This window comes from Acinetobacter sp. ANC_7513 (assembly GCF_056779915.1).
Map to the genome: position 1 here is coordinate 80,640 of NZ_JBWYIW010000005.1, position 17,914 is coordinate 98,553.

Here is a 17,914-nt window from a genome sequence, read left to right on the forward strand (position 1 = left end):
TAAAATGTGACATTTGTGGCAAATTATTCTACACCATTAATAATAACTAAATGATTTCATAGGATGTGAAATGAATTCAAAAGCTAAATTGAAAATTACACTGCTGATTGTGGCGTGTCTGATCGTTTTATTCCTTCTCTTTCAATGGTTGAAACCTGACTCAGCTGAATCTGCTGAAAACTCACAACGAGCAGCACAAGATGCCGAAATTCAATCAGAAAATATGGCGCTACAACAAAGTACAACCGTGAATGGTTCTAGCTTTGCAAGTAAAAGTCAGCAAGATATTCAAATCAATTGTCAAATCCAAACCGATAACGCCAACCGTTTGATTGTGAATGAAAATACTAAGAACTGTTTTGAGTTTTTTATTACCCAATACGGCGAAAAAGAGATTCCGCAAATCAAGGCTGATTTTATTAAATTTGCTCAAAGCACCTATCAAGAACCATTACTAGGTCAACTGACAGATTTATGGTCACGCTATGTTCAATATCGTGAAAAAATGGGTGACCTAACACCACCAAACCATGACAAAGAAAGTGCGCAGTATTACAAAGCTATTTTTAATCAGATGAAATCATTACGTAAACAATTTTTTTCAGACTATGAAATTGAAGGTTTATTTGGTATCGAAGATGAATATCATGATTATACCTTGGCTCGCATGAGTGTCATGGAAGATAAAAATTTATCTGAAAAACAAAAAGCCGATAAATTAAAAGAACTGTTCAATGATCTACCTGAAGATTGGAAAGAAAATTTAAAACAACTTTCTCAACTCGAAGATCTTCGTCAATTAACTGCAGAAATTAAAGCACGTGGTGGTAGCGCAGAAGAAATTCGTCAAATGCGTCTCAGCTTAGTGGGTCCTGAAGCAACACAACGTCTAGAAAATCTTGATGGACAGCGCTCAAATTGGAAAAGCAAGGTCAATCAATATTTATCTGAACGTGACAGCATTGTAAAAAGTAATATGAGCCCTAGTGCAAAGCAGGAAGCTGTACAACGCCTCCGTTCTCAACATTTTAATAATTCACAAGAGCAACTTCGGGTAGAAACATTCGAGCAAGTTCATGATCAAGGCGGTCAACTTCCTTTTGCCGATTAATCTTTTCAAGGAACACATTCATTCACAGGGAAGAACGATGAAAAACTTAAAACTTAAATTGATACCTACGACGTTAGCATTCGTCACAACGCTATGCTTATCAAGCTCATTCACTGCCCACGCAGGTCCGGGATTACTCGAAGTAAATGAGACAAAGATCGGTAGTTATGCAAAAACCAAATATCCTATTGTGATGACACACGGTTGGTTAGGCTGGTCTCGCATAGGCAATGAAACATTCAATATTGACTATTGGTATCAAATCTTACCTGATCTATCGCGCCATGGTGCACGCGTTTTTGCAGCACAACTCTCACCTGCTCATACGACTGAATTTCGAGGAGAACAATTAATTTCTCAGGTTGAAGAAGTCATTGCGATCACTGGGCAGAAAAAGGTCAATCTGATTGGTCATTCGCACGGCGGACCGACTGTGCGTTATGTTGCAGCAGTAAAACCCGACTATGTTGCGTCTGTTACTGGTGTAGGAGGGACTTTCAGAGGTTCTATGGTCGCAGATAAAATTCAAAATAATGAAGCAACTCGAACAATATTTAATATTTTAGGGGATTACATCATTCCCCCATTAATTGCTTATGCACAAGGTCGTCCTGATATGCCGATCAGCTTTGATGCTTCGATGAAATCATTAACTGAAACAGGCTCTGCTGCATTTAATGAACGTTTTCCAACAAAAGCTCTCGCGTCAAGTTGTACTCGTTTAGGCAACCCAATAGACAACGGAATCTTTTATTATTCTTGGACTGGTGTTGCACAAACCACCAACCTCTTAGATATCGATACCATTTTAATGCAGCTAGGGCCTTTAGCGTATGGCAATAAAGATAATGATGGCATGGTTGGGCGCTGTAGCACGCATATTGGACGTGTGATTCGTGATGATTACAAACTAAATCATACCGATTTAGCTAATATGATGTTCGGTCTCAAAGGTTTATTTGCCCCAGATCCTATTTCACTTTATCGCCAGCATGCCAATCGTTTGAAACTGACAGGACTCTAGACGCACAAAATAGCGCAGTTAAATGGAAAGCTATTCATCAGAATAGCTTTTCCGACCATCAGCGACTCTCGACAAAATTTAAATAATGCTTTTTGAACACATTTGCTAATGATTAAATCCTTTAATTATTTCAACTTTTGATTCTTTTTTGCTTTTTATATGTTAATTCGGCAAGCTAAATTGGCATTTTTTGTATCTTGTTGCATTCAATAACATCTTTTAAGGTCTTCTGTATGTTCATCTGGAAGAACATCATAGATTCACTAAAAAACTAGGAATAATAATGAAAATAAAACACATTCTAGGCTCGCTGGTGACAGCGCTATGTCTAACATCTACGACAACTTATGCTACTCAAGCTCAACAGATCAAAGTCTCAAGTGTCAAATCTGACTATGCCAAAACGAAATATCCTATTGTATTCGCTCATGGAATGGTTGGATTTATACGTTTGGGCACTGAAAGTCTAGGCATGGATTACTGGTATCAAATTTTACCTGATCTAGCGAGAAACGGTGCAAACACATGGGCGGCTAGAATGTCTCCTTTCAATTCTTCTGAAGTCCGAGGTGAACAATATGTTCAACAACTTGAAGAAGTCATGGCGATTACTGGTGCTGACAAACTCAATCTGATTGGTCATAGTCATGGTGCAAACTCTGTTCGTTATGCCGCAGGTGTAATGCCTGAACATGTTGCATCGGTGATGACTGTAGCCGGTGCCAACAAAGGTACAATCATCGCGTCAGATGTATTAAAAATCGCAGATAAAACAGGAACATCAGAGCTACTGAATGTTCTCATCAGCACTTTTGGTAAAGTCATTATGTGGGCGCAAGGTCTTCCTGCTGATACGTTCCCACATGATGCGATGGCCGCTGGTGTGAGTACATCTGTTGAAGGAACTGCCTTGTTTAATCAAAAATTCCCTCTCGGTTTACCATTAACCCACTGTGGCGAAGGTGCTTATCAAGAAAAAGGAATTCATTTATATTCAATGACAGGAAACAAGCCTTTTACGAATGCCTTGGATCTAGGTGACCCTGTCATGGTTCTACTTGACCGTTTGTCGGTTCATAAAGCAGGAAAAAATGATGGCATCGTTCCAGTTTGTAGTGCCCATTTTGGTAAAACTATTCGTGATGACTTTCCGTGGAATCATTTAGATGAGGTGAACTTGCTGTTCGGAATTAAAGGATTTTTTGCTCCTGACCCAGTTGCAGTTTATAGACAGCACGCCAACCGCCTTAAATTACAAGGACTTTAAATCTCTAGCTCTTTAATTGAGTAATTGCTTTCAAATTCATTAGGCTGGATTTGAAAGCAGATTCAAATCTTCATCAAGATAGTTCATTGATCAAATCTACCTCTCTTTTTTAACCTTAAAAATTTACCATTCATCTATTCGATATTTAAAATGTGATTTACATCACTATAATCAATTTAACTCTAGGATTAGGGTTTGATAATAAAAAGTTGAGGATGATGATGAAATACAACAAAATTATGGCGTGCCTACTTACGTCTGCAGCTTGCTTAACGACTCAATTATCTAATGCTTCTGCATTAGAAGTGAAACCTGTAACCTCGACACTTGGCAAATACAATACCTACGCAAAAACTAAATACCCAATCGTATTTGCACACGGACTAACAGGATTTGTCCGTCTTGGTACAGAGAGCTTTGGTTTAGATTATTGGCACCAAATCCTGCCAGATCTAGCGCGTAATGGTGCTAATGTCTGGCCTACACGAGTATCTCCATTCAACTCCAACGAAATTCGTGGAGAGCAATTGCTTCAACAAGTTGAAGATATTTTAGCCATTACTGGTGCACAAAAAGTGAACTTAATTGGGCATAGTCAAGGTGGACCATCAATACGTTATATTGGTGGAACAATTCCTGAACATGTGGCATCCATGACCACTGTCGCTGGTGTGAATAAAGGATCACCTATGGCAGACTTTATCTTGCGTTCAGAAGGAACAGGACTTGATACTGTGCTTGCGACAGCGATGAATTTTGTCTCGGGAGCAATTGTTTGGGCACAAGGATTAAATGCGAAAAGCCTGCCACATGATTCGCTTGCCTCGGCTAAAAGTTTATCTACAGCAGGCTCATTAGCATTTACAGAACGTTTCCCTGCGGGTGTACCAACCACAAAATGTGGTGAGGGTGCATATCAAGTCAATGGCATGCGTATGTATTCATTTACTGGTAATACACCGTTTACCAATGCCCTTGATCCATCGGATTATGCAATGCAAGCGGCATCTTTCATTGTATCTAAGGAAGGTGCAAATGATGGTTTAGTCCCAGTTTGCAGTGCTCGCTTCGGACAAACGATTCGGGATGATTACCGTTGGAATCATTTAGATGAGGTCAATCAAATGATGGGGATGACTAGCATTTTTGCAGCAGATCCAGTATCGGTTTATCGACAACACGCAAATCGTTTGAAACTTCAAGGACTATAATCTTCTCAAGCCTCCATACGCTCATCACGAAATTATGGAGGCTTATCTTAAAAATTGTTCCCTAAAGTTTAAATCCACTTTTCTTTCCTTTTGCTTCGCTATACTCTTATTGTGACAACGGAAATTGTCGAGTATTTCAATCCATCTAAGGAATAGAGATGAGAAAATTTATTTTGGGGACATGCCTCTCTTTCGCATGTTTAATTGGCACGAGTTACGCTGCTACAGCACCTGAACAAGTGACTTCAAAATTTCAAACTACTTATGCAAAAACCCAGTATCCAATCGTATTTAGTCACGGAATGTCTGGTTTTATCCGTATTGGCACTGATCCACTCGGTGTAGATTATTGGTATCAAATTTTACCTGATCTCGCCCGTAACGGTGCAAATGTATGGGCTTCCCGTGTATCGCCATTTAACTCATCAGAAATTCGGGGTGAGCAACTTTTACATCAAGTTGAAGAAGTCATTGCACTCACTGGATCGCCTAAGGTCAATCTAATCGGTCACTCTCACGGCGGGCCCACAATTCGATATGTCGCAGGTGTAAGACCTGAATTAGTCGCATCAATGACAGCGATTGGGGCGCCACATCAAGGCTCACCAGTGTCTGATTTTATATTAAAAATTCGTGATACAGCACCAATCCTTGAAACACCTATTGTGGCTGTAGTCAATCTACTGTCTAAAGCTATTATTTGGGCACAGGGACTTGATCCAGCATCCTTCCCTCATGACTCACTTGCGGGAGCCAATAGTTTGAGCTTAGCAGGATCAGCAATATTTAATCAAAAATATCCTATAGGCGTTCCTCAAAACTCATGCTCTGAAGGTTTATATCGTGAACAAGGAATATATAACTATTCCTTTACGGGTATCGGAACGGTCACAAACCCACTTGATGTAGACTCAGCTTTAAAAATTACCAGTTTATTAATTGATGGTGGTCAAGAGAATGATGGTCTAGTTTCACGCTGTAGTGCGAAATTCGGTAAAACCATCCGTGATGATCTCAATTGGAATCATCTAGATGAAGTCAATCAAGTGCTTGGTTTAAAAAGTGTCTTTGCGCCAGATCCAGTCTCGATGTATCGTCAACATGCAAATCGCCTTAAACAACAAGGTCTCTAATATATTTTTTTGTCTGCACTCATCTCTAGATGGGTCCAGACTGTTTAAATAGCCCTCATTAGCATGACATATCTATCCTATAAATGAGTCACCCATCCAATTTATATCAATAAATTTGCACTTTATCTCTTTTTTATAGACTTAAGTCACAATTTTAGTATCTTAAATTATGGCGATGGATATCGCCTGAATCATAAAAATAAACGAATCACTGAATGAGTATCGAAAATGAAACTAAAAAAAATAGTCATGAGCCTATGCATAGGTTCATGTTTTCTTACTGTTGCACAAGCCTCAACGCAAATTAAAGATCTAGCCGTTAACCATACCGTCAAAACACCTAAATCAAATTATGCACAAACCCAATACCCTATTGTGCTTGCCCATGGCTTATTTGGCTTTGGTAGTATGGTCGGTGTTGACTACTTTTATCAGATCACTCCTGATCTTGCTCGACATGGTGCAAACATCTGGCAAACACGTGTTTCAACGATGAACTCAAGTGAAGTGCGAGGCGAACAAGCACTGAGTCAAGTTGAAGAGATACTTGCCATTACCGGCAAGCAAAAAGTGAATTTAATCGGACATAGTCATGGTGGTCAGACTGTTCGGTATATTGCAGGTGTTATACCTGATCATGTCGCATCTGTTACGACAATTGCTTCTGGAAATCAAGGAGCAAGAATGGCTGATATACTAGAAGGTGTTCTGGTAGGTAATATTTTAGAAGCACCTGCTCGCGCGATTTTTGACAATCTGGTATCGCCAGTGATTACATTCGCATCTGGTCTTGATCCAAAAGTCTTTCCTTATGATGCTAAAGCAGCCCTACAAAGTTTAGGAACGAAAGAATCTCTCAAATTTAGTCAGAATTTTCCAAATGGTGTACCTACAACCCAATGTGGTGAAGGGGCTTATCGTGTCAACAATACTCATTATTATTCATTTATGGGTAACTCTCCATTTAATACCGCTTTAGATCCATCTGATTATGGCATGTTAGCTTCTTCTCTTTTGGCTGAAAAAGATGGAGATGGAATTGTAGGGCGTTGCTCCGCTCGATTTGGCAAGGTCATTCGTGATAATTATAAATGGAATCATTTAGATGAAATTAACCATCTACTCGGTTTAAAAAGCATTTTTGCACCAAGCGCTGTAGATGTTTATCGTCAGCATGCAAATCGACTTAAACTCCAAGGGCTATAAAACTTAAACACAAAGGGTGAGCTTTTCACCCTTTCTTTCAGTTTAATAATGATTAACATTTAGTCGGATTTATCTTATTTTTGTTTAGTTTTTCTTTACAATATTTTTTGACAATAAATATTGTCTTTTTAAGGAAGAAAAAATGAAAACAAAAAAAATGATCCCAGCACTTCTGCTAAGTCTCGTAGGATTATCTCAACTTACATATGCTTCCGGCCTGATCGATGTCGAAGCTAAATACGTAAATACCAATTATGCGCAAACTAAGTACCCTATTGTAATGGCCCATGGCTTTGCATTAGGTTTTAGCCGCATTGGTACAGAACATTTCGGTTTAGATCAGTTCTATCAAATTACCCCTGACCTCGCACGAAATGGTGCACGTGTTTTTGTCGCTCAAATGTCTCCTGTCGAATCAACTGTGGTTCGTGGTGAGCAACTGTTACAACAAGTGGAAACAGCTTTAGCTATTACGGGTAAAGACAAGGTCAATTTGATCGGCCATAGTCATGGAGGACCTACTGTACGTTACGTTGAAGCCATTGCTCCTAAGAAAGTTGCTTCTCTAACTGCTGTTGCAGGCAGTATTAAGGGCTCTCCCCTAGGAGATACTTTCGTAAATAGTAAAGTGCTTAATAGTGTAGCAAAATTAGTTATTGGTGATATTTTGGCACCTGCAATTTCAATTATGGAAGGTAATCCAAGTCTTAGCGTTAATTACGAACAATCCATGTATGATCTTTCTGTAAAAGGTTCTTTAGAATTTAATCAAAAGTTCCCTTCTGCTGCGATCCCAAAAGACTGTAATTCTAACGGTTCATCACAAACGGCTAACGGCGTATATCATTATTCTTGGATTGGTTCTTCAAAGGTGACCAATGTTCTCGATATTTTAGATACCGCAATTGTTGTCTTAGGGACAGCGATTATGCCTAATGAACGCAATCACGATGGTCTCGTGCCTATTTGTAGTGCTAAATACGGTAAAGTAATTCGTGATAATTACAACTTAAATCATTTTGATGAAGTCAATCAAATACTTGGGCTTAAAGGCTTCTTTGCGCCTGATCCAGTATCAATCTTTAGACAACATGCCAATCGTTTGAAGATTCAAGGTTTGTAAGTTTTGATCATAAAAAAATGCGCCAAAAGGCGCATTTTTTTGCTTCGAAGCAAGGCTAAAATTAACCTTGTTTACGAGCTGGTAACTTTTCACGAATACGTGCAGCTTTACCAGAAAGTTCACGTAGGTAATAAAGTTTAGCACGACGAACGTCACCACGACGTTTAACTTCGATTTTAGCTACGATTGGTGAATGAGTTTGGAAAACACGCTCAACACCAACACCGCTAGAAATTTTACGTACTGTGAACGCAGAGTTCAAACCACGGTTTTTCTTAGCGATTACAACGCCTTCGAACGCTTGTAAACGTTCACGGTCGCCTTCTTTTACTTTTACTTGGACAACTACTGTGTCACCTGGTGCAAAAGCTGGGATGTCTTGTTTAAGCTGAGCATTTTCTACAGCTTGTACTAAAGGATGCTTACCGCTCATGGGGTATCTCCAATATGTGTGGGTCAGAAGAGGTCTGATATCCACTGGGGCTAGAGGCTAAGGCGCATAGACCCGATTGACTTTCCCTTTATGCTTGACCGCTTCAATGCATAAAGAGCCTATTTAATACTTCAAGCAATATGCTTGAGGTCATATTTGCTTAAATAAATCTAAAAGATTTATTTTTGCGAATCTTTGAGCCATTTCTTTTGCTGCTTAGTCAACTCAACTTTTTCAACCAATTCAGGTCGACGTTCAAGCGTTCGTTGATAGCGCTGCAAAAAACGCCATTTTTCAATATTTGCATGATGACCTGATTTTAGTACCTCAGGCACATCCAAACCTTCAAAATGATCAGGCTTTGTATATTGCGGACAGTCGAGTAAACCATCTACAAATGAGTCTTGAACGTGTGATTGTTCATCAGACATTGCACCCGGAAGTCTCCGAATAATACTGTCCAATAAAACCATCGCAGGCAGTTCTCCCCCAGATAAAACGTAATCCCCTATGGACCATTCCTGATCAACATATTTTTGGATCAAACGCTCATCAACACCTTCATAACGACCACACAATACAATTAATCCGTCATATTGCACGAAATCTTGTACTGAAGGTTCATTTAAGGTTTTACCTTGTGGCGACATATACACCACAGGTACATGAACAGCACCTGCTTGCGTTGCAAGCTCTTTGGCACGATGAATTGCTTTTGCCAATGGCTCAGCCATCATCACCATACCAGGACCACCACCAAATGGACGCTCATCCACTCGTTTGTAGTTCCCTGTTGCAAAATCACGAGGATTAATACAATGAATTTGCATTAAATCGCGTTTCGCTGCGCGACCGCTAATACCAAAACTTGTAATCGCTTCAAACATTTCAGGAAAAAGCGTAATGACTGCAAAAAACATCGCAGACTCCCGTATTTCCGAAAATATTAGTAATCTACGCCCCAATTGACATAGATACGACCAGTTTCGAGATCAACGCGTTGCACCACATCTTTATGCCATGGAATCATTCGCTCTTCGCCATCGACACTGTCAGCAGTTGCGCGAACTACCATCACATCGTTAGCACCTGTTTCAAACAACTCGTGGATTTGACCAAGATTAACTTCTTGCTCTTCATCATCCAGACCTAACACTGTTAGACCCTTTAGATCAGACCAATAATACTCGTCCACGCCTGGTTGAGGCAGTTGCGATTTAGAAATCCAGATATTTGCGCCAACTAAATTGTCTGCTGCAGTACGATCACTCACACCTTTCAGCGAAACAACTAAGCCTTTACCATGTGGCTTCCAACGTTTCACATCTACAATTTGCCAACCTGCTTTGGTCTCGATGTACCAAGGCAGATAGTCAAATATGTTGCTCATAGGTTCTGTGTTCGAATAGACCCAGAGCCACCCATTTAATCCATAAGCTGAACGTAGCTGTCCAATCTGAATACGATCTTCGGGAACATTCTGTGTTGGTGTCATGGGCTAGCTTCTACCGTATTAAACAGCAGCTGCAGCTTTTTTAGCTTGAGCAGCTAATGAAGCAACACGTTCAGAAGGTTGAGCACCTTGAGCAACCCAGTGAGCGAAACGATCAGCATCTAAACGAAGTTTTTCTGCTTTACCTTGAGCTGTAGGGTTGAAGAAACCGATACGTTCGATAAAACGACCGTCACGTGCATTACGGCTATCAGTCACGATGATTTGATAGAACGGACGTTTTTTAGCACCACCGCGTGCAAGACGAATAACAACCATGATAGAACCTTATAGTTTTTACGGATTATCCCTGCACCGACCATCGATACATTTCAAACCCCTTTCATAGAGGGCAGTATTTTACGTGAACTTTGATCCGATTGAAAGCTCAAAAATTATTTATCCACATTTTTGAATTTAAATTTATTTTCCATCCCAGTTTGTACTTGAAGAAGGTGTACAAGAAGCTGCTTTCACCCAACATTTTTCATTGGCTTCATTTATGACAAAGTGACCATCTGTTTGCATCAATTTTCCACTCACAGGCACTGCACTCAACACCCAGCTGTTGTTGGTTACATCTGATATACCAACCGTATAGACAGGATCATAATACGGAACTTCAACTCGATTTTGCGCATTGGTCTGAAATCCCAATTCAGCCAACGTGACTGCTTTGCCATCCGATTTAATATAACTGTAATTCGCAACCTGATAGTGCTGAAGTCGAGCTGCAATATCTGCCAATGTGGTTTTTACTTCGACACGTTTAGTTTTACGAACATATTCTTGGTAGGACGGATAGGCAATCATGGCTAAAATTCCAATGATGACCACTGCAATCATGATCTCTACTAAAGTAAATCCTGAATTACCATTGTTTTGCATTTGCACCACATCCTGTATATGCATTGACTTCTTTTAAGTCATTTTTCACCAAATATTCTGTTTTACAACGAATACCCTGACTCGTCGCCAAAAACGCATCATAGCCTGTCTGCGTTGGTACAGCTCGAATCCCCCATGCCCGTCCCAAGCCCTGATCTGAACTTAATAAGGTTTTAGGTGTTTTTTCACTGATATCGGCAATACTAATCACATATTTTGGTTTCTTCGCATCAGGCAGGGAAATACTCGTCATTGATGTATCTTGATCGTAAATATACTTCGCATCAAAACCTCGATAGGAAAAACTGCGACTTTTATAGCGTTCAAGTTGTTCAATAATTTTGGATACTTCTTGCTGAGCCTGTGCAGCAGCATTACGTTTTAAATAACTTTGGTATGATGGCACTGCGATTGTCATCAATATGGCAATCATCACTACAACAACCATCAACTCAATCAGCGTAAAACCTTTTTGATTCATGGTAACCACCTACTGACGCTCAAACCAGTTATAAGCTTTCAGCACTTTGGTTGTGATGTAGTTGGTATAACCACCGCCCAGCAAAGTCGTTTTCTTTTTACCATTCTGGACAATAGGTACGCTGTTTAGCTTACTAATCCCATCAGACTTAGTGTCTGAGATTTCTGCCACAATTTTATTTTGAAGATTAGACGTTGATCCAGCATCTCCACAAACACCATACGGCAAGCAAAGCTTTAAGGTACGACTTGCTCCTTTAATGCCCCCAGTACATTGGTTCGGTTGTTGTGACGATGCATCATTTGGATTGTATAAAGACACATATAAATCTGAATGACTTGGACTATTTGCGATCGCAATATAACCATTTAATGCTTTAACTGTACCAGTATTCGCTGTTTCGTTTTTAGCCGTTGTTCGTTGCAACACATAGAACCAACCACGCTTATTACGGTTCATCAGATGTGGCACTGTTGTACCTGATAAATTAGACCATGCAGTTAAATGAGCTTCGGTAAGGTTTTGTGTTTTAGCAAAATTCGCTTGAAACAAATTCGGTTGTGCCAAGTCATAATCATGTAACACATAGACTCGATTGTCATAAATATTGCTGGTATTTAATGGAAAGCTGCGATTTCCTGACGCAATACTCACCGCACCAAATCGCTCACCATTCAGATCATGGATGGTCAAAGCAGGCATTTCATAAAAACGTTGGTGATACGCACTAAAATCAGCAAGACGTGTCACTCGTCCAAACGCGGTTGTATTCGTTCCAAGACGATTATTGAGATCGACGCGCCACACTTGCCCACCTAAATCACCAAAATATAGGTGATCGATCAAACCATCCGTATTACGGTCAAATGCTTTAATTTGACTGACCACACTATATTTCATCTCAGCATGCTTAACATCAACACTGGTTTGATTCGATTGGTTGCCATAGCGTGCATTCCACAATAATTCGCCCGTTTCAGCATCAAAAATATAGACGCCCGCCCCTTGATTAGCTCGTTGACCAGTTAATGCAGATTGAGGCTGATAACCATCCGTTTCATAGGCCATATCATAGCCACCACCCACAATCATGACCGTTTTAACTTTGCCGTCAAAACGAATTTTAGCAATGGTAGGTTTAGACCAACTATATCCCATAGCTTTTAAGGCATCTGATTGATTTGTGCCACTCACTGATGTTGATTTACTCTTTATCGTTCCAGAACTTGGATCAACATGGAAAAGTAATTCAGGTTGGTTCGGATTTTTCATATCCAAGGCATAATAACTACGCCCACCCATGCGCATACCACCATAAATGTTGGCTTTCGCAGCAATAAACTTATTGTTGTTCTGATCAATCTTATATTGAACATCTGAAGTCCATGATCCATCCATGCCATAAATAGGATGCGCAGATGACAATAATGTATTGGACTGTTCAAGTAACGCGTCTCGTCGACTTGGATCTTGAACCATTTCATGAGCTAAGAAACTAAATGCCTCTTCACCAGTTTCTTGATCCACAACATGCAATAATCCTTGCATCGTCCCAAATACCACATAATCTTTTCGATGAGTCGCATTACGGGTATTCGCTAAAATGGTACCAGACCCCGCGTTATATTTTGCTTCGAGCGTGACCAATAGTGGTTCCGAGTGAACAACGCCTCCCATTTGCTGCATCACCTTAAGATCTTTAACCTTATTTAGATCATTCCAAATGTATCCAGCAGGTAAGCTACTTAAGTAGTTTTTATCAAGTCGATAACCCAAAGCCGACAGTAAATAGGGTTGATATACATTTTGTCGCCACCCCGACTTGGTTGAATCAATATAGGTCGCGGCTAGCACATTCTGTGTCGTTAATTTCGTCAGTTGTCCATTCTCAGAACCTACCAATCGTTTTGCTTGATCACCCGTTGTGGCAATCGTTGCATTGGTGAATAAAGGGCGCGTTTTTATTTTGTCTGTAGCAGTAACACCTGCTAGTGGTGAAGGTGTGGCAATCCGAGAGAACACGCCCCCTTGAATTGCACTCAAACCATCATCTATTCCAGTATTGTTCCAAAAATCCTGCGTATTGGTTCGTATTGCACCTGATCGATCAAGTACCTCTTTCCCCCCACGATCAATCATCACAGCTTGAGCGTTAATACTGTATTTCTTTAAGTTCCCTAACCATAATTGATGTGTGGAAGCCAATACCGAATTTGCTGTGCTCACCTGTGGTTGAAACTGCGGTGCGAACACATAAGGATATGCTGAACTTGTTGATAAACGGTCAAATGGCACCACATAAGTACCAAAACTAGCAGCCTCAAAGTTACCGTGAGAGACGGCAACCAAGAAGGTATTCAATGCATTCTGAATATCTTCACCAGAAGTCGCTTGGGTATACCCCCCAATTTCTTGGCGAGTCCCGTAGGTATCCCCTTTACCAATCACATTCCCCAACTGTTTTAATGCTTGAGCATTCATACTATTGGAAATGTCATTTCCAGAACCTGTATAGCTACTATCAAAAGTACAATGATCGTATAGACCGTCATTGTCATAATCACGACAGGTTTCTCGTGGATGCTTTTGGAATAAGGGACCAAAACCTACAGTAGATGTATAAACACGCTTCTGATTCGCATCGCTGGTCATCTGTGTTTGATTTGCCAAACGCTGAACCATCTTACCCACACAAGCCCATGAACTACGGTTTTGCCAGGTGGTTTGATTGGCTGACACAGCATTACCAATATCATCTTCATAAAAACGATATGGCTGCGTCGCCATTTCCTTAAACTCGCCATTGAAGGTCGCGGCACCACTGGCACCTTTGGCATTACCGTAATTGTAATAGACATCTTTTAAGGGCGAGCCTTCACAAGTAAAGCTGTCATCTGCCAACGCATTTTGCATGACAGGGAGTACCGTCTTTGGTCTCAAACCAACTGGCGCCCCATCTGTTAAGAAAAAAACACCTTGCGTACTACATTGGGCATCACTGTTATTCAACTTGTTGAGTGGCGCTCTATAACTACCATCCGCTTTGCGAATGTCCGCTGGCGCAAATGATGCTCCAGATAAACCACGGCTATAATTAGAATATTTAGATGAAGGAAGTAAATCGATGCCTTTTAGGTTAGCCCCAAAGGTACGATTTCCTAGTAAATACGCATAAGTTTCTGAGAGTAATAGTGGTGTGGGCGTACTACCTACGGCTCCAATACTATTAATTTTATTGATTAAATCCGTACGGTGAGCAGGTGTAAGTTGTTTTGCTTCTAGTAAGATTTTAGATGAACGAGCATTTTCACCATAGCTTAACCAATCTTCTGTTGTCCCTATTTCACCCGTTGACGTAAACACCGACACCCCAATATAAACATTATCTGGAATACGATAATTTCCTGATAAGTCCTTTGCATTTAAGGCATCTACCAATGAGTTTTTTAAGGCATTTAAACGGCTAACACTTTGACCTTTATAAGTTGCATCTACTGCACTCATACTCATCGAGTTATCAATCGCCAACATGATAATCGGATTATTTTTTGCTACAGGATTTTGATAAATTTGTAGATCACTGGCGTTCATTTGCATTGGGATCGCACCCAATGCCATCACGACTGCAATACTTTGCGCAATCATCTTTTTTGTAAAATGATTCTTTATCTTTTTATTCACAACACATCCCCATTAAGATTCAGCGCGCTGATAAGCATCAAAAATGTAACTTTGAATTTGGGTGTTATACGGCACACCAATTTCCTTTAAACAGGACGAAATGGTTTGTGCATTACCCACCAATGGTGCTGTATGTGGTCGGCGCAAACAAAGATGGATTTCATCCGTTAAATCTGTCGAAGACAATGCGGGTAAGAGCGATGTTGAATAGACTGTTATTTTTTTAGTATCAGAAGGTTGTCCTATACTTTCAGTGTCAGTTCCAACGTTTGCGTTTGAAAGTGGGATATCATGATCACTGTCTGATGGAGGGCTTACGATTACAGACACCTGAGTTAATTGCGCCTTACGAGCACTGGCATAATCCCCATCATTTGATAAGGAACAAAACCCAGAAACACCATCGACTGAGACATCACTCATTGCTTCATTCCAACGCAATACACTACTGTTGGAAACATTAAACATCGCACTATTGGATTGGTTTCTAAAACAGAATACGACTTCGTTACCTTCATTCTGAATCGAGTAACCAATTAAGTTCAGAGGGTTACCACTGGAGGCAGCATAGCCGCCATGCCCCAATCGATAAAAAACAGTATCGGAAGATTGCATTAACAATTGTTGCGCTTGGCTGTTGGTGGTGATATTCAAACTCACCATACTTTGTCGAATCGCCCAAGTACCAATAATGGTGAGCAGAACTAACATAATCAGTACCACAATCAGCGTTGCACCACGTTGATGTTGAATCATAAGCCCTCCGCTGAATCCATCACACTCATACCATTTCGAATCGCGATCGTTTGTGTAATGACTTGTCGAATAAATTTAGTCGCGACGGTTTTTTGTGCTTTTTTTAATTTTACTTTTTGATCAAGAACTTCAAATTCTTGATGAGGAGAAATTGCTTGATTTTGACCTACATTCTCAGATGACCTTACTAATAAACCGACCTGTATTGAATTAATGCGTGGACGTGGATAAACATTGAGCTTTTTATAATCTTCAATACTTATATATCTTTGCTGTGCCGTATTATCGTCATTAGAAATCCCCAACAGATAGTGAAAGTGATCAACACGATGCATCAAAATTTCACCATTCGTTGTTCCAAAGACAGTCTTTTTATTATTAAAATTTTTTAAAATTTGAGTGCTGTTACGCGTGTACCACCCTGCTTCACAGGCCAAGACCAATGCATCGTGTGGTTCTTTTTGAATATTTGCATTTGCATCTTTACGTAGAAAAAAACGTTGAACAATATATCGTCCAGCATCGTAATTATTACCTTCACAATCCACACCTTGTGTATCAGCATAAAACTGCATGACCAATTGGTCGCTCATTCCCGCTTGAGCAGGTTGTGAAGATTCAGCTGAAACCAACTCTATATTACTCGGCATACCAGATTGCGATACAGGCACAACCTCCGTATTTGGAATATTTCGTGAAATATTGACAGGAATATTGGTCGCATTAAATGCCAAATCACCAGATGTAGGCACCACTGGAGACTGAGCTGAAGTGATAACAATGCCACCATGCGTCAAACGATCATTAATGATATTTACTTGACCATAATTTGCTTTACGAATTTCATAAGTAAGAAAGCGCAGACCAAAGTTGCCGTTATCTTGAACCTCCGACATCCCTTTCTGCATCGTGAATCCCATCTGCCCTGTAAAAAACAGATGTACCGCAGCAGCGGTAATCAATAATCCAAGCACCAAAGCGATCATAAGCTCGACTAGCGTCAAACCTTTTTGTGTATACCTAAGATGCTGCATCAATAAAGCTCCATAACGATGCATTGCGCTTTTGGTAAATAACTTCCACCATGGGTACATGCATCTTTTGCAGAAGCATCATCGATAGGTTTTGTTTTTCCCCAGGCTACGTAAATGCATCGGCGAGATTGCAAATTATTACTGACTTGGCAATTCGGCATTTTGATACTCATACCAAGACCATTGGCATTTTTTATTATCTGGGCAGCATCATAATGGGCAAAATCGGCTGCTTGAACACATGGATTCGTCGTTCCTTTTTGCACACATGATTTGGCTGTAGTTGTTTGTGTTTCTGCATTTATTCTGGCTTGATACTGAGTATAAGCATTTGAGTTCGCACGTATCTTCTCAGATAAGTCACGCGCTAAATTCATGGCTTGTAATTTAGACATTGCTTCATGTGAAGCATCAATTGCGCGCATTTGTAAAAATGAAAACCCCAATACCCCAATGGCCAAAACCAATAAGGCAACTAGAATTTCAATCATTCCTACCCCCTGTTGCGCAGCACGCATTAGCATGTCCCCTCTGCTTTTAAATATTGTGTTCCCATTCTTGTAATTGCTATCGTTTTAGAAACACCTAACACCTTATTACAAATAGAAAAATTTATGTCAGATGTAAAGTCAGAAATTCCCCCATCCATCCAGAATGTGACTTTTTCTTGTGATGAAGTCAATTTATTTTGCTCTTTGGGTGTCCAATGAAAGATTGTATTGCTATCTGATTGATTCGACTGAAGATCTACAGTCACATCTTTTCTTAACAATGTTGCTTGATTACGCGCCATCATCAGCACGCTTGATAATTCACGCACATCTGAATTTAGGCGATATTGCGCAACAAGATTTTTAAAAGATGGAATAGCCATGGTTGCTGTGATTGATAGCACAATTGTGGTAATCAGCAGCTCAATAATGGTAAAGCCCCGTTGTAAGTCTTTCATATTCAAACTTTTGTATTTATTTATTAATGTTACAAAAGTAATATTTTATAATTATAAAACCAACACAGTTATGACAAATGGTATGAAAATGAGGATAAGATCACGATTTTGCAATCTGTTCACTT

Annotated in this window: 18 protein-coding genes; 7 read left to right on the forward strand and 11 right to left on the reverse strand. The window is 40.0% G+C overall.

The window, feature by feature from the left end; genetic code table 11:
- Positions 1-70: 70 nt before the first annotated feature.
- The 7 genes from AC1M9B_RS07575 (at position 71) to AC1M9B_RS07605 (ending at position 8,075) form a co-directional block, all read left to right on the forward strand.
- Positions 71-1,111: a lipase secretion chaperone gene (locus AC1M9B_RS07575; RefSeq protein WP_481590088.1), complete on the forward strand. Its 1,041-nt coding sequence runs from the start codon at positions 71-73 to the stop codon at positions 1,109-1,111.
- A gap of 37 nt (positions 1,112-1,148) precedes the next feature.
- On the forward strand, positions 1,149-2,135 hold the full coding sequence (locus AC1M9B_RS07580) for an esterase/lipase family protein (protein ID WP_180028913.1): 987 nt from the start codon (positions 1,149-1,151) through the stop codon (positions 2,133-2,135).
- A gap of 283 nt (positions 2,136-2,418) precedes the next feature.
- Positions 2,419-3,402, forward strand: coding sequence for an esterase/lipase family protein (locus AC1M9B_RS07585; RefSeq protein WP_092766675.1), 984 nt, complete (start codon positions 2,419-2,421; stop codon positions 3,400-3,402).
- Between the two features lie 221 nt (positions 3,403-3,623).
- Positions 3,624-4,613: a lipase family alpha/beta hydrolase gene (locus AC1M9B_RS07590; protein ID WP_081403225.1), complete on the forward strand. Its 990-nt coding sequence runs from the start codon at positions 3,624-3,626 to the stop codon at positions 4,611-4,613.
- Positions 4,614-4,771: 158 nt separating this feature from the next.
- Positions 4,772-5,746: an esterase/lipase family protein gene (locus tag AC1M9B_RS07595; RefSeq protein WP_035264290.1), complete on the forward strand. Its 975-nt coding sequence runs from the start codon at positions 4,772-4,774 to the stop codon at positions 5,744-5,746.
- Positions 5,747-5,974: 228 nt separating this feature from the next.
- The gene (locus tag AC1M9B_RS07600) at positions 5,975-6,952 is read left to right on the forward strand and encodes a lipase family alpha/beta hydrolase (RefSeq protein WP_481608889.1); all 978 of its coding nucleotides are present in this window, start codon (positions 5,975-5,977) and stop codon (positions 6,950-6,952) included.
- A gap of 142 nt (positions 6,953-7,094) precedes the next feature.
- Positions 7,095-8,075, forward strand: a complete 981-nt coding sequence (locus tag AC1M9B_RS07605) for a lipase family alpha/beta hydrolase (protein WP_481608890.1) — start codon at positions 7,095-7,097, stop codon at positions 8,073-8,075.
- A 61-nt stretch (positions 8,076-8,136) separates the two neighbouring features.
- Here AC1M9B_RS07605 and rplS read toward each other — a convergent pair whose 3' ends face one another.
- The 11 genes from rplS to AC1M9B_RS07660 all read right to left on the reverse strand — a co-directional run bounded on the left by rplS (position 8,137) and on the right by AC1M9B_RS07660 (position 17,789).
- Positions 8,137-8,508 (reverse strand): 50S ribosomal protein L19, encoded by a 372-nt coding sequence (gene rplS, locus AC1M9B_RS07610; RefSeq protein WP_004787066.1) that lies wholly within the window; start codon positions 8,506-8,508, stop codon positions 8,137-8,139.
- A gap of 179 nt (positions 8,509-8,687) precedes the next feature.
- A complete protein-coding gene (gene trmD / locus AC1M9B_RS07615; RefSeq protein WP_092766672.1) occupies positions 8,688-9,428 on the reverse strand; it encodes a tRNA (guanosine(37)-N1)-methyltransferase TrmD in 741 nt (246 codons plus the stop codon).
- Positions 9,429-9,454: 26 nt separating this feature from the next.
- A complete protein-coding gene (rimM, locus tag AC1M9B_RS07620; RefSeq protein WP_035264305.1) occupies positions 9,455-10,003 on the reverse strand; it encodes a ribosome maturation factor RimM in 549 nt (182 codons plus the stop codon).
- A gap of 18 nt (positions 10,004-10,021) precedes the next feature.
- Positions 10,022-10,279: a 30S ribosomal protein S16 gene (gene rpsP, locus AC1M9B_RS07625; protein WP_035264308.1), complete on the reverse strand. Its 258-nt coding sequence runs from the start codon at positions 10,277-10,279 to the stop codon at positions 10,022-10,024.
- Positions 10,280-10,423: 144 nt separating this feature from the next.
- Positions 10,424-10,888, reverse strand: a complete 465-nt coding sequence (locus tag AC1M9B_RS07630; protein WP_481608891.1) for a type IV pilin protein — start codon at positions 10,886-10,888, stop codon at positions 10,424-10,426.
- A complete protein-coding gene (locus AC1M9B_RS07635; RefSeq protein WP_481608892.1) occupies positions 10,872-11,369 on the reverse strand; it encodes a type IV pilin protein in 498 nt (165 codons plus the stop codon). The genes AC1M9B_RS07630 and AC1M9B_RS07635 overlap by 17 nt, the downstream gene beginning before the upstream one ends.
- A 9-nt stretch (positions 11,370-11,378) precedes the next feature.
- Complete coding sequence (locus AC1M9B_RS07640; RefSeq protein ID WP_481608893.1) at positions 11,379-15,050, reverse strand: PilC/PilY family type IV pilus protein; 3,672 nt, start codon at positions 15,048-15,050, stop codon at positions 11,379-11,381.
- Positions 15,051-15,062: 12 nt separating this feature from the next.
- The gene (locus tag AC1M9B_RS07645; RefSeq protein ID WP_481608894.1) at positions 15,063-15,806 is read right to left on the reverse strand and encodes a pilus assembly protein PilX; all 744 of its coding nucleotides are present in this window, start codon (positions 15,804-15,806) and stop codon (positions 15,063-15,065) included.
- A complete protein-coding gene (locus AC1M9B_RS07650; protein WP_481607266.1) occupies positions 15,803-16,840 on the reverse strand; it encodes a PilW family protein in 1,038 nt (345 codons plus the stop codon). The genes AC1M9B_RS07645 and AC1M9B_RS07650 overlap by 4 nt, the downstream gene beginning before the upstream one ends.
- Positions 16,840-17,358: a type IV pilus modification protein PilV gene (gene pilV, locus AC1M9B_RS07655; protein ID WP_228143086.1), complete on the reverse strand. Its 519-nt coding sequence runs from the start codon at positions 17,356-17,358 to the stop codon at positions 16,840-16,842. Before pilV ends, AC1M9B_RS07650 begins: the two co-directional genes overlap by 1 nt.
- The gene (locus tag AC1M9B_RS07660) at positions 17,358-17,789 is read right to left on the reverse strand and encodes a pilus assembly FimT family protein (RefSeq protein ID WP_481607265.1); all 432 of its coding nucleotides are present in this window, start codon (positions 17,787-17,789) and stop codon (positions 17,358-17,360) included. Before AC1M9B_RS07660 ends, pilV begins: the two co-directional genes overlap by 1 nt.
- Positions 17,790-17,914: the final 125 nt, after the last annotated feature.

What these genes read in the sequence shown, in the direction of transcription:
- AC1M9B_RS07575 (WP_481590088.1), top strand. Translation starts at nt 71, where the DNA reads ATGAATTCAAAAGCTAAATTGAAAATTACACTGCTGATTGTGGCGTGT.
- AC1M9B_RS07580 (WP_180028913.1), top strand. Translation starts at nt 1,149, where the DNA reads ATGAAAAACTTAAAACTTAAATTGATACCTACGACGTTAGCATTCGTC.
- AC1M9B_RS07585 (WP_092766675.1), top strand. Translation starts at nt 2,419, where the DNA reads ATGAAAATAAAACACATTCTAGGCTCGCTGGTGACAGCGCTATGTCTA.
- AC1M9B_RS07590 (WP_081403225.1), top strand. Translation starts at nt 3,624, where the DNA reads ATGAAATACAACAAAATTATGGCGTGCCTACTTACGTCTGCAGCTTGC.
- AC1M9B_RS07595 (WP_035264290.1), top strand. Translation starts at nt 4,772, where the DNA reads ATGAGAAAATTTATTTTGGGGACATGCCTCTCTTTCGCATGTTTAATT.
- AC1M9B_RS07600 (WP_481608889.1), top strand. Translation starts at nt 5,975, where the DNA reads ATGAAACTAAAAAAAATAGTCATGAGCCTATGCATAGGTTCATGTTTT.
- AC1M9B_RS07605 (WP_481608890.1), top strand. Translation starts at nt 7,095, where the DNA reads ATGAAAACAAAAAAAATGATCCCAGCACTTCTGCTAAGTCTCGTAGGA.
- rplS (WP_004787066.1), bottom strand. Translation starts at nt 8,508, where the DNA reads ATGAGCGGTAAGCATCCTTTAGTACAAGCTGTAGAAAATGCTCAGCTT.
- trmD (WP_092766672.1), bottom strand. Translation starts at nt 9,428, where the DNA reads ATGTTTTTTGCAGTCATTACGCTTTTTCCTGAAATGTTTGAAGCGATT.
- rimM (WP_035264305.1), bottom strand. Translation starts at nt 10,003, where the DNA reads ATGACACCAACACAGAATGTTCCCGAAGATCGTATTCAGATTGGACAG.
- rpsP (WP_035264308.1), bottom strand. Translation starts at nt 10,279, where the DNA reads ATGGTTGTTATTCGTCTTGCACGCGGTGGTGCTAAAAAACGTCCGTTC.
- AC1M9B_RS07630 (WP_481608891.1), bottom strand. Translation starts at nt 10,888, where the DNA reads ATGCAAAACAATGGTAATTCAGGATTTACTTTAGTAGAGATCATGATT.
- AC1M9B_RS07635 (WP_481608892.1), bottom strand. Translation starts at nt 11,369, where the DNA reads ATGAATCAAAAAGGTTTTACGCTGATTGAGTTGATGGTTGTTGTAGTG.
- AC1M9B_RS07645 (WP_481608894.1), bottom strand. Translation starts at nt 15,806, where the DNA reads ATGATTCAACATCAACGTGGTGCAACGCTGATTGTGGTACTGATTATG.
- AC1M9B_RS07650 (WP_481607266.1), bottom strand. Translation starts at nt 16,840, where the DNA reads ATGCAGCATCTTAGGTATACACAAAAAGGTTTGACGCTAGTCGAGCTT.
- pilV (WP_228143086.1), bottom strand. Translation starts at nt 17,358, where the DNA reads ATGCGTGCTGCGCAACAGGGGGTAGGAATGATTGAAATTCTAGTTGCC.
- AC1M9B_RS07660 (WP_481607265.1), bottom strand. Translation starts at nt 17,789, where the DNA reads ATGAAAGACTTACAACGGGGCTTTACCATTATTGAGCTGCTGATTACC.